General features: G+C 68.1%; 8 protein-coding genes and 2 tRNA genes. 8 read left to right on the forward strand and 2 right to left on the reverse strand.

What is annotated here, in order from left to right; translation table 11 throughout:
- Window positions 1–10: 10 nt before the first annotated feature.
- From gyrB to J7E96_RS18940, 7 genes are all read left to right on the forward strand, one after another.
- The gene (gene gyrB / locus J7E96_RS18910; protein WP_215132812.1) at window positions 11–2,083 is read left to right on the forward strand and encodes a DNA topoisomerase (ATP-hydrolyzing) subunit B; all 2,073 of its coding nucleotides are present in this window, start codon (window positions 11–13) and stop codon (window positions 2,081–2,083) included.
- 55 nt (window positions 2,084–2,138) lie between these two features.
- The gene (gene gyrA, locus J7E96_RS18915) at window positions 2,139–4,793 is read left to right on the forward strand and encodes a DNA gyrase subunit A (RefSeq protein WP_215132813.1); all 2,655 of its coding nucleotides are present in this window, start codon (window positions 2,139–2,141) and stop codon (window positions 4,791–4,793) included.
- Window positions 4,794–4,886: 93 nt separating this feature from the next.
- Window positions 4,887–5,504 carry a DUF3566 domain-containing protein gene (locus J7E96_RS18920; RefSeq protein ID WP_308296024.1) on the forward strand — a complete coding sequence of 206 codons (618 nt, stop codon included), beginning with the start codon at window positions 4,887–4,889 and terminating at the stop codon, window positions 5,502–5,504.
- A 61-nt stretch (window positions 5,505–5,565) separates the two neighbouring features.
- Window positions 5,566–5,639 (forward strand) — tRNA-Ile (locus tag J7E96_RS18925).
- Window positions 5,640–5,818: 179 nt separating this feature from the next.
- Window positions 5,819–5,953 (forward strand): DLW-39 family protein, encoded by a 135-nt coding sequence (locus J7E96_RS18930; protein ID WP_003958712.1) that lies wholly within the window; start codon window positions 5,819–5,821, stop codon window positions 5,951–5,953.
- A 224-nt stretch (window positions 5,954–6,177) separates the two neighbouring features.
- A complete protein-coding gene (locus tag J7E96_RS18935; protein WP_308296030.1) occupies window positions 6,178–8,106 on the forward strand; it encodes a VWA domain-containing protein in 1,929 nt (642 codons plus the stop codon).
- 2 nt (window positions 8,107–8,108) lie between these two features.
- On the forward strand, window positions 8,109–9,476 hold the full coding sequence (locus tag J7E96_RS18940) for a hypothetical protein (RefSeq protein WP_215132815.1): 1,368 nt from the start codon (window positions 8,109–8,111) through the stop codon (window positions 9,474–9,476).
- Between the two features lie 11 nt (window positions 9,477–9,487).
- On the opposite strand, the gene J7E96_RS18945 is transcribed toward J7E96_RS18940, so the two are convergent.
- On the reverse strand, window positions 9,488–10,891 hold the full coding sequence (locus tag J7E96_RS18945; RefSeq protein WP_215132816.1) for a serine/threonine-protein kinase: 1,404 nt from the start codon (window positions 10,889–10,891) through the stop codon (window positions 9,488–9,490).
- A gap of 31 nt (window positions 10,892–10,922) precedes the next feature.
- Entirely contained in the window at window positions 10,923–11,471 is a 549-nt protein-coding gene (locus tag J7E96_RS18950) for a DNA-binding protein (RefSeq protein WP_215132817.1), read from the reverse strand.
- A gap of 162 nt (window positions 11,472–11,633) precedes the next feature.
- On the opposite strand from J7E96_RS18950, the gene J7E96_RS18955 reads away from it, so the two are divergent.
- A tRNA-Ala gene (locus J7E96_RS18955) sits at window positions 11,634–11,706 on the forward strand.
- Window positions 11,707–11,743 lie beyond the last annotated feature (37 nt).

Below are 11,743 nucleotides of genomic sequence, written 5' to 3' on the forward strand. Positions count from 1 at the left end.
GTTTCGGCCCGTGCTGTGCCAGAAAGGGCGCTTCGTGGCCGATTCCGGCGACCCCAACGAGAACATTCCTTCCACTGTCGTCGCGGGCGGCGAGGGTGCCGTCTCGGCGGCCTATGACGCCAGCGCGATTACCGTGCTCGAGGGCCTGGACGCGGTCCGCAAGCGGCCCGGTATGTACATCGGCTCGACCGGTGAGCGTGGTCTTCATCACCTTGTGCAAGAGGTCGTCGACAACTCTGTCGACGAGGCGATGGCTGGTCACGCGGACACGATCGATGTGACGATCCTGGCCGACGGCGGCGTGCGCGTGATCGACAACGGCCGTGGTATCCCGGTCGGCATTGTCCCGTCGGAAGGGAAGCCGGCCGTCGAGGTCGTGCTGACCGTTCTGCACGCGGGCGGCAAGTTCGGCGGCGGGGGTTATTCCGTCTCCGGTGGTCTGCACGGCGTGGGTGTTTCCGTCGTGAACGCGCTGTCGTCGCGGGTGGCTGTCGAGGTCAAGCGCGATGGTTACCGCTGGACGCAGGAGTACAAGCTCGGTGTGCCGACGGCGCCGCTGGCCCGTAATGAGCCCACTGATGAGTCGGGTACTTCTGTCACGTTCTGGGCGGACCCGGACGTGTTTGAGACGACCGACTACTCCTTCGAGACGCTGTCGCGGCGTTTCCAGGAGATGGCGTTCCTCAACAAGGGTCTGACGCTGAAGCTGACGGACGAGCGTGATTCGGCGAAGGCGACGGTGGGCGCGGACGACCCGGACGTCGACGCTGCGGCCGAGCCGCAGGCCCGGACCGTGACGTACCACTACGAGGGCGGCATCGTCGACTTCGTGAAGTACCTGAACTCGCGCAAGGGCGAGATGATTCACCCGACGATCATCGATGTCGAGGCCGAGGACAAGGAGCGTCTGCTCTCGGTCGAGATCGCGATGCAGTGGAACTCGCAGTACACGGAGAGCGTGTACTCCTTCGCGAACACGATCCACACGCATGAGGGCGGTACGCACGAGGAGGGCTTCCGTGCGGCGATGACGGGTCTGGTGAACCGTTACGCGCGCGAGAAGAAGTTCCTGCGTGAGAAGGACGACAACCTCGCGGGTGAGGACATCCGCGAGGGTCTGACGGCGATCATTTCGGTGAAGCTGGGCGAGCCGCAGTTCGAGGGGCAGACGAAGACCAAGCTGGGCAACACGGAGGCGAAGACCTTCGTGCAGAAGGTCGTGCACGAGCACCTCAATGACTGGTTCGACCGCAATCCGAACGAGGCCGCGGACATCATCCGCAAGGCGATCCAGGCCGCGACGGCTCGTGTGGCTGCCCGTAAGGCGCGTGACCTGACGCGTCGTAAGGGTCTGCTGGAGTCGGCGTCGCTGCCGGGCAAGCTCAGTGACTGCCAGTCGAACGACCCGACGAAGTGCGAGATCTTCATCGTCGAGGGTGACTCGGCCGGTGGTTCGGCGAAGTCTGGTCGTAACCCGATGTACCAGGCGATCCTGCCGATCCGGGGCAAGATCCTGAACGTCGAGAAGGCGCGGATCGACAAGATCCTGCAGAACACCGAAGTCCAGGCGCTGATTTCGGCGTTCGGTACGGGTGTGCATGAGGACTTCGACATCGAGAAGCTCCGCTATCACAAGATCATTCTGATGGCGGACGCCGACGTCGACGGTCAGCACATCAACACGCTGCTGCTGACGTTCCTGTTCCGCTTCATGCGGCCGCTGGTCGAGGCGGGGCACGTGTATCTGTCGCGTCCGCCGCTGTTCAAGATCAAGTGGGGCCGGGACGACTTCGAGTACGCCTACTCGGACCGTGAGCGCGACGCGCTCGTCGAGCTCGGCAAGCAGAACGGCAAGCGGATCAGGGACGACTCGATCCAGCGCTTCAAGGGTCTCGGTGAGATGAACGCCGAGGAGCTGCGCATCACCACGATGGACGTGGACCACCGCGTTCTCGGCCAGGTGACTTTGGACGACGCGGCGCAGGCCGACGACCTGTTCTCGGTGCTGATGGGTGAGGACGTCGAGGCGCGGCGTTCGTTCATCCAGCGCAACGCCAAGGACGTCCGCTTCCTCGACATCTGAGTCGGCCGTGCAAGCCGCCAGCCGCAGCCGCAGCTCGAAAGGATTTTGACCAGCAATGGCCGACGAGAACATTCCTGTCCCCGTGACGCCCGAAGAGGTGCCGCCCGTCGAGGGTGTGGGTATGCGTGTCGAGCCCGTGGGGCTCGAGACGGAGATGCAGCGCTCGTATCTCGACTACGCGATGTCCGTCATCGTGTCGCGTGCGCTGCCCGACGTACGGGACGGTCTGAAGCCCGTACACCGCCGGGTGCTGTACGCGATGTACGACGGTGGTTACCGGCCCGAGAAGGGCTTCTACAAGTGCGCCCGTGTCGTCGGTGACGTCATGGGTACGTACCACCCGCACGGCGACTCCTCGATCTATGACGCTCTGGTGCGTCTGGCGCAGCACTGGTCGATGCGTATGCCGCTGGTGGACTCCAACGGCAACTTCGGCTCTCCGGGCAACGACCCGGCCGCGGCGATGCGGTACACCGAGTGCAAGATGATGCCGCTGGCCATGGAGATGGTCCGGGACATCGACGAGGAGACCGTCGATTTCCAGGACAACTACGACGGCCGTAACCAGGAGCCGACGGTTTTGCCGGCGCGCTTCCCGAACCTGCTGATCAATGGTTCGGCGGGTATCGCGGTCGGTATGGCCACCAACATTCCGCCGCACAACCTGCGGGAGGTGGCGGCCGGCGCGCAGTGGTTCCTGGAGAACCCCGAGGCGAGCCACGAGGAGCTCCTGGACGCGCTGATGGAGCGCATCAAGGGTCCGGACTTCCCGACCGGTGCGCTGGTGGTGGGGCGTAAGGGCATCGAGGAGGCGTACCGGACGGGCCGCGGCTCGATCACGATGCGCGCGGTGGTGGCGGTCGAGGAGATCCAGAACCGTCAGTGCCTGGTGGTCACGGAGCTTCCGTACCAGACCAACCCGGACAACCTGGCGCAGAAGATCGCCGACCTGGTGAAGGACGGCAAGGTCGGCGGCATCGCTGACGTGCGTGACGAAACGTCTTCGCGTACGGGTCAGCGTCTGGTCGTCGTACTGAAGCGGGACGCGGTCGCGAAGGTTGTCCTGAACAACCTGTACAAGCACACCGATCTGCAGACGAACTTCGGCGCGAACATGCTGGCGCTCGTCGACGGGGTGCCGCGCACGCTGTCGATCGACGCGTTCATCCGGCACTGGGTGACGCACCAGATCGAGGTCATCGTCCGGCGTACGCGCTTCCGCCTGCGCAAGGCGGAGGAGCGGGCGCACATCCTGCGTGGTCTGCTCAAGGCGCTGGACGCGATCGACGATGTCATCGCGCTGATCCGGCGCAGCCAGACGGTCGATGTGGCGCGTGAGGGCCTGATGGGCCTGCTGGAGATCGACGAGATCCAGGCGAACGCGATCCTGGAGATGCAGCTTCGCCGGCTGGCGGCGCTGGAGCGTCAGAAGATCGTCGCGGAGCATGACGAGCTGCAGGCGAAGATCAATGAGTACAACGCGATTCTCGCCTCGCCGGAGCGTCAGCGGCAGATCATCAGCGAGGAACTGGCGGCGATCGTCGACAAGTTCGGTGATGACCGGCGTTCGAAGCTGGTGCCTTTCGACGGTGACATGTCCATCGAGGACCTGATCGCCGAGGAGGACATCGTCGTCACGATCTCGCGTGGCGGCTATGTGAAGCGTACGAAGACGGACGACTACCGGTCGCAGAAGCGCGGCGGCAAGGGCGTGCGCGGTACGAAGCTGAAGGAAGACGACATCGTCGACCACTTCTTCGTGTCGACGACGCATCACTGGCTGCTGTTCTTCACGAACAAGGGCCGGGTGTACCGGGCGAAGGCGTACGAGCTGCCGGATGCCGGCCGGGACGCGCGTGGTCAGCATGTGGCGAACCTGCTGGCTTTCCAGCCGGACGAGCAGATCGCGCAGATCCTGGCGATCCGTGATTACGACGCGGCGCCGTATCTGATCCTGGCCACGAAGGGGGGCCTGGTGAAGAAGACGCCGCTGAAGGACTACGACTCGCCGCGTTCGGGTGGTGTCATCGCGATCAATCTGCGGGAGACCGCGGACGGCAGCGACGACGAGCTGATCGGTGCGGAGCTGGTGTCGGCCGAGGATGATCTGCTTCTTGTGAGCCGGAAGGCGCAGTCGATCCGGTTCACGGCTACCGATGACGCGTTGCGGCCGATGGGGCGTGCGACTTCGGGTGTGAAGGGCATGAGTTTCCGTGAAGGGGACGAGCTGCTCTCGATGAATGTCGTGCGGGCGGGTACGTTCGTGTTCACCGCCACCGATGGTGGGTACGCGAAGCGGACCCCCGTCGACGAGTACCGGGTTCAGGGTCGCGGTGGTCTGGGTATCAAGGCCGCCAAGATTGTGGAGGACCGGGGTTCGCTGGTCGGCGCGCTGGTGGTGGAGGGAACGGACGAGATCCTCGCCATCACGCTCGGCGGTGGTGTGATTCGTACGCGAGTCAACGAAGTCAGGGAGACGGGCCGTGACACCATGGGCGTCCAACTGATCAACCTGGGCAAGCGCGATGCCGTTGTAGGTATCGCTCGTAACGCCGAGGCCGGTCGTGAGGCCGAAGAGGTGGAAGGTCCCGAAGGGGCCGACGCCGATGCGGTCGAAGGTGACGCGGTCGAGGTTGCAGAATCCGTCGAGGGCGCTGAGCCCTCATCCGCCGAGGGCGCAGCGCCTTCGGCCGGGGAGCACGAGGAGTAAAGCGTGAGTGGAGCCACGGGCGCCGGAGCGGCCGCTTCCGAATCTGGAGCACCCGGTGCCCGTGGCTCTGCCGCGGACTCCCAGGGGGGGACTGTGACCGATGCGCGGGGGCCTCAGCCTCAGGGTTACGACGGCTACGCGAGTGGGCCGCTGCCCAGTGAGCGTGAGCCGCAGGGGCCGGGCCAGACGGCGCAGCCGTATCACCCGCCGCAGGCGTATCCGTCTCCTGCGGGCGGCGGTACGCAGGGTGCAGGCGGTGCGGCAGGGACGCAGGGCGCCGCGCAGCAGTCTGGTGTCGCCGCGGTGCGTCTGCCGCGGACGGGTGCGCGTACGACGCCGCGTACGCGCAAGGCGCGGCTGCGGGTGGCCAAGGTCGACCCGTGGTCGGTGATGAAGGTGAGCTTCCTGCTCTCCATCGCGCTGGGCATCTGCACGGTGGTGGCGGCGGCGGTGCTGTGGATGGTCATGGACGCGATGGGCGTCTTCTCCACGGTGGGCGGGACGATCAGCGAGGCGACGGGTTCGAATGAGAACAACGGCTTCGACCTGCAGTCCTTCCTGTCGCTGCCGCGGGTGCTGATCTTCACGTCGGTCATCGCGATGATCGATGTGGTGCTGGCCACGGCGCTGGCGACGCTGGGCGCTTTCATCTACAACCTGTCGGCGGGCTTCGTCGGCGGCGTCGAGCTGACGCTCGCCGAGGACGAGTAGGAAGCCGGCGGAACCGATTTTGGTACTGCCCCCGAGGTGCGCTAATCTTCAGGGGCAGCGCGGGGCTATAGCTCAGTTGGTTAGAGCGCATCCCTGATAAGGATGAGGCCACAGGTTCAAATCCTGTTAGCCCCACTTCGCGCGAAGGCCCCCAGGCGATCAGCCTGGGGGCTTTTGACATGTGCGGGCGGCCGGGGCTTTCGCTGTGTGGCGCGCGTCAGTTGGGTGGGTATCTAGGTCACCGATCGGTATCGATCGGTGTGTATAGTCGGCGGCCAGAAGTCTCCTACGTCAAGGAAAGACGAGGTCGCGCGGTGAAGAAGCTTCTCCTGGTCGCACTGGCCGCCATCGGCGGGCTCCTCGTGTACCGCCAGATCCAGGCGGATCGCGCCGAGCAGGATCTGTGGACGGAGGCGACTGACTCCGTGCCCGCAGGTTCGGGTGTGTGAGACCCAGTAGTCCGAAACACTTGCCCCGGTCGCTCAGCGGCCGGGGCTTTGTGCTGTCCGGGGCTGCTTTCGGGGGGCTTGCGGACTTTGTGGGGGCGGCCGAACGGGTTGCGGTCTGTTGTTGCCGGACCGTGACGGGATCCGCATTGAATTCACCGAAGCAAATTAATAGCTTGCGAGAGCAAAGGTGGGGGATCTCTTTGAGGGGGGGACGGGTGAAACGGGTGAGGGGACGGCTGAGCCGTCGGACAGCGGGCGCGCTCATCGGCGGGACACTGCTCGCGCTGACCGCGGGACCGCTGCCCGGCGCGGCGGCGGCGCACAGGGAAGCGGTGGCGCGGGCGGACGGTGCGGGCAGCCTGGTGATGGTGCTCGACTCCTCCGGGTCCATGGCCGACGACGACGGCTCGGGGCGTACGCGGATGGAGGCGGCCCGCGCGGCGGTCGCCACGGTCGTGGACACGCTTCCGGACGGCCACCCCACCGGCCTGCGGGTGTACGGCGCCGACCGCGCCTCGGGGTGCTCCGACACCCGGCTGGTGCGGCCCGTACAGCCGCTGGACCGGGACGCGATGAAGCGGGCCGTGGACGGCGTACGGCCCAAGGGAGACACCCCTATGGGGCTTTCCCTGCAGAAGGCCGCCCAGGACCTCCCCGAGCCCGCCGACGGCGCACTCGGGCGGCGTACGGTCCTGCTGATCTCCGACGGTGAGGACAACTGCGGGACTCCGCAGCCCTGCGAAGTCGCCCGGCAGCTCGGCGAGGACGGCATCGACCTGCGGATCGACACCATCGGCTTCCAGGTACGCGGCAAGGCCAGGCAGCAGCTCGAATGCGTCGCGGAGGCCGGCCACGGCTCGTACTACGACGCACCCGACGCCAAAGCGCTGGCCCGGCAGTTGCAGCGCGCCTCGCAGCTCTCGGCGGGCGGATACCGCTTGCGGGGCGAGAGCGTCGAGGGCGGTGCGAGCGCGAGTGACGCCCCCGGCCTCGCGCCCGGCCAGTACACCGACACCATCGGGCCCGGCGAGACCCGCTGGTACGCCCCGCGGCTCGACGCGAAGTCGGCGGCGGACCTTGCCGTGACCGCCGTGCCGCAGCCGGGCGTCCCGGTGGCTCTCGCGGACGGGCTCGAACTCAAGCTCACCACCGAAGAGAAGGCAGGGGGCACCGGGGGTGTCACTTGCGAGACCAGCCAGAAGATCTTCGGGCAGAACGAGGGCGCGATGGTGCTCACGACCGCTGTCAGCCGCATCCCCTCCCCAGACGGTGGCCAATTCTGCGACCCGGCGGGCCGCTATCTGCTTTCTGTACACCGCACGAGCGATTCAGGTTCCGACCGGGCGCGCTGGCCTTTGGAGTTGAGGTACGCGGCGGAGCGGCCGCTCGCCAAGGGGACCGTGCCCGCGGAGTCCGCGACCGAGTACGGCGAGGCGGGCAAGGACGCCGTATCACCCATGGGGGACCCCAAGGACGTCGAGGGCGGCACAGGGTTCAACGACGCCAGGGCGCTCGGCAAGGGCGTGTGGCGCGACCGGCTGCTGCCCGCCCAGACCCGCTGGTACAAGGTGCGGGTCGGCTGGGGCCAGCAGCTGCGCTACGCCGTCGACTTCGGCAACGAGCCGACCCTGGAGGCGGACAGCACGGAAATGAGCTTCGTCGACACCGCGGCGTACAGCCCGGGCCGCAGGCCGGTCTCCGGCGGCGGAGAGTTCACCGACCGCACGATGTATCTCGGGAAACCGGCCGCGGTCGACTCCGGGACCGTGCCGGTGGCCTGGACGAACCGGTGGGAGACGGCGGGGCATGTCGTCCCGGTGCGCAGCGCGGGTGATTACTACATCGCGGTGTCGCTCGGCCCGGACGCCGCCAGGTTCGCCGAGAACCCGGCGATCGGTGTCCTCCTGCGGGTCGATGTCGTCGGTGACGAACTGGCGGGGCCGCAGCACGATGCGCCCGTTCTGGCGAAGTCGGATACGGCGGCCCGCGCAGACAGCACTGGGGCCGGCGGGGCAGGATGGACCGGCACCGCGACCGCCGCGGCGGCGGGCGGCGCTGTCGTCCTGGCGGCGGGGACCGGGTTCGCCGTGTGCGCGGCGATGCGGCGTCGCAGGGCGGCGGCCAAGGAGACTGGGACGAGGGGTGGCGCGTGAGGATGCGGCGCAGCAGGGGCAGGGTGGTGCCGGCGGTGGTGGCGGCGCTGTGCGCGGTGGCGGCGCTGCCGGCGCAGGCGTGGGCGGCGGGTGAGCCCAGCCCGTACACCTTCGGGCCGTCGGCGACGACGGTCAGGGGGGCGGTGACCACTACCGATGCCGAGGAGCTGAAGGCGGGCAGGACGTACCGGGACTCGATCAAGCCGGGCGGCAAGCTCTACTACCGTGTGGAGCTCGACGCGAAGTCCAACGCCTATGTGTCGGCGACGGCTGTTCCGAAGCTGGGGACGAAGGTCGGGTACGCCGACGAGCTGAAGGTGACGTTGCAGGACCGCGACGGTTCCTCGTGCAGCTACAACACCGCGCGATTCAGCTCGGCGGAGTACGCGCGGCCGATCGGGACGTACGCGCACCGGACCATGGAGGAGGACAGCACCTCCTGTCAGAGCCAGGACAGGTACTACGTGCTGATCGAGCGGACCAGTGAGGCCACCTCGTCGAGTGAGCCGTGGGAGCTGGAGATCCGGCATCTGACGGAGCCGGGGGTGAAGGCGGGCGGGGCGACCGCGGCTCCGGAGAGCTGGCCCAGTGGCTCGCCCCCGGCGCTTGGCGGTCAGGCCCGGGACCGCAGGGGCGGGACGAGCTTCTACAGTGCGACCGCTCTGGAGCAGGGCGAGTGGCGGGACAAGATCAAGCCGGGCGAGGCGCTGTTCTACAAGGTGCCGGTCGACTGGGGGCAGCAGCTGTTCGCCAGCGCGGACCTCGGCAGCACGGCCGGCGACGGATACGTGTCCAACGCGCTGACGATGGCGCTGTTCAACCCGGCGCGGGGGCTTGTCGACAGCGCGAGCGACATTACGTACGACGGCAAGCCGGAGTCGTCGGCGCTGGATCCGCTGCCGCCGGTGGCGTACGAGAACCGCTTCGACTCGTCCGAGGACGTCAACGGGATGCGGTTCGCGGGTTGGTACTACCTGAGGGTCAGTCTGAGTCCTGAGGTGGAGGAGGTGTTCGGGGCGAAGCCGATCGGGCTCTCCCTGCGGCTGACCGTGAAGGGGACTGCGAAGAACGCGCCCGCCTATGCCGGGGACCCCGGTGAATTCCAGGTCACGGACGACGACCTGAACGCGGCGGAGGACGGGCTGAGCACGCCCGCGGCGGCGAAGAGCGACACGATGCGGCTCGTCGCGGCGGCGGGGATCGGGGCGGGCACCGTGCTGGTGCTCGGGCTCGGGGTGTGGACGCTCGTCGCCAGGCGGCGCGCGGTGGTGGATCCGGTGGTGGATCCGGGGGCGGAGGCCGGGGCCGGCGTTGGTCCCGGCCATGACAGTGGGGCGGCTACGCGGTACGGGCCGCCTTCCGCCTGGTAAGCGGCTCCGGCTCAGCTCTGGGTCAGCGCCCAGATACCCACCGCGAAACAGGCCAGCGCCAGCAGCAGCACCGGGACCGTCACCTTCGGGGGCGGTCCCGGCCGCTTGTGCGGGGCCTGTACGGGGGCGTGGGCGCCGCGCGGGACCGAAGGGGACGCCGGAAGTGGAACCTCCGGGCCTTGAGCGGTGTATGGACGAGTAAGGGCTTGTTCGTACGACACCGCGGCCGCGGGACCCTGGGAGGGGTTGTGCGCCGCACCGGAGAGGGGGGAGGCCGCATGCGCGTGCAGCGGAGCGGGAGCGGGGGTCGCGGTGGGCGGCGTGGAGGGCTGCGCCGGGTGCGGCGCCGGGTGCGGCGTCGAAAGATGCTGCGGGGGCGGTGCCAGGTGGAAGCTGCCCGTCTCCGACATGGAGGACGGCTGCTGCGGTACGGGCTGCGCCTGCCGGCCGCCACTGTCGGCGCCGCTCTGGCCGCCGCCCTCTGCTGCCTGGTCTTGGGGGCCTGCATGGCCCTGGGGGCCGCGGGCGGGCGGTGTTTCGGGCCCGTCCGGGCCGAAGCCCGGCGGGAGCGGACCGATCTGGTCGAAGACCTCCACCGGTTCCTCGCCGGGGCCCGGCTCGGGCAGCATCTCGACGGCGGCGGTCAACGCCTTGCGCGCGCCCGTCGCCGTACGGAACCTCGCCTGCGGGTCCGGCTGCAGCATCCCGGCGATGACCTGCCACAGCGGCTCCGGGATGCCCTGCGGGGCGACCGGTGTGCCGTACGTCGCGAAGTGCTCCACCAGGGCCTGGGAATCGGGCTTCTGACCCTGCACCAGGTAGAGGGCGACCAGGCCGACCGCGAACAGATCGGCAGGGAAGTCCGGCTCCGCTCCCATCATCTGCTCGGGCGCGAAATAACCCGGCGTACCCACCACATAGTTGGTCTCGGTGAGGCGGGGCTCGCCCTTGCGCATCGAGATACCGAAGTCGGACAGCCGCAGATGCGGACGCCCGGTGCCGGTGGCTTCCAGCAGGATGTTGGCCGGCTTGATGTCGCGGTGCACGACACCTTCCGCGTGGACCGCCGTGAGACCGGAGAGGAGCTGGTCGAGAAGGGTGCACACGAAGCGGGGCGGCAACGGGCCGTAGTCCCCGATCACATGCGCCAGCGAACCGCCGCTCACCAGATCCATGGTGAACAGCACCTTGTCGTCGTCCGCGGCCCAGCTGGCCGGGGCGAGGACATGGGGATGGTCGATGCGCAGCGCCTGCTCGCGCACGAAACGCAGCAGCGTGTGCGCGTCGCTCTGCTGGAGCACCTTGGCGGCCACGTACCGGCGGCGCCTGTGGTCCCACGCCCGCCAGACCGCTCCCACTCCACCGCGCCCGATCGGGTCGATCAGCTCGTACCGACCAGCGAAGATCTCACCCATTGCGCTGCGCCCGCTCCCCGGTCCGCTTGCTTCAGCTCTGATGCGCTTCGTAGTGGGCGACCGCGTCGGCGGTGCGCCCGGCGCCGTACACCCGGAGGAACTCTGCCAGTTCGGGGTGGGTCGGGGCGAGGGTGTCCGCCGCATCTATGATGTCGCCGGCCGCCGCCACCGAGCGCAGCAGTGACTGGATCTCGCGCACCACGCGCCGCACGGTCGGCGCTCCGGAACTGGCCGTGGTCTGGCTGGTGTTGCTGAGCACGGAGCCGCCCTGGGACTTTTTGATCTCATCCATCCGGTCGGTGGCCTCGGCGGCGCTGACGCTGCCGTCGGCGACCTGGCCGGCCAGGTCCTGCAGAGCCTGGACACGCTGGACCACGGCCGGGTTGCCGATCTTGGCGCGCTGGCCGCTCATCAGCTGGGACAGCATGGGTGCGGACAGGCCGAGCACGGCGGCGAGTCTGGCCTGGTTCAGGCCCAGATCGTCGATCAGCCGGCGAAAGAGTGCCCCCAGCGGCTCCCCGTACCAATTGCGCTGAAGCTCTCTGGCTCTGGCCGTCGACTCCTGCTGCGCTGCATCCATTGCGTCTCCCCTTCGCTGCTGCGAACCTCGCCGAGCATCTTACGGAGCGTGGTCGCGGACCGGGAGTCCCAATCCTTTTGCAGGATCCGGGGGGAGTACCGGTACTCTGTTCTGCGGCGGTGGCCACGGCGCGGTTGTGGCCGGTCGTATCCTCCCGTTCGCGGGGCCTTAGCTCAGTTGGTAGAGCGCTGCCTTTGCAAGGCAGATGTCAGGAGTTCGAATCTCCTAGGCTCCACTCCATAGATGCCCTCTGACCTGCGGAAACGCGGTTT

The organism is Streptomyces sp. ISL-96, assembly GCF_018614035.1.
Classification (GTDB): domain Bacteria; phylum Actinomycetota; class Actinomycetes; order Streptomycetales; family Streptomycetaceae; genus Streptomyces.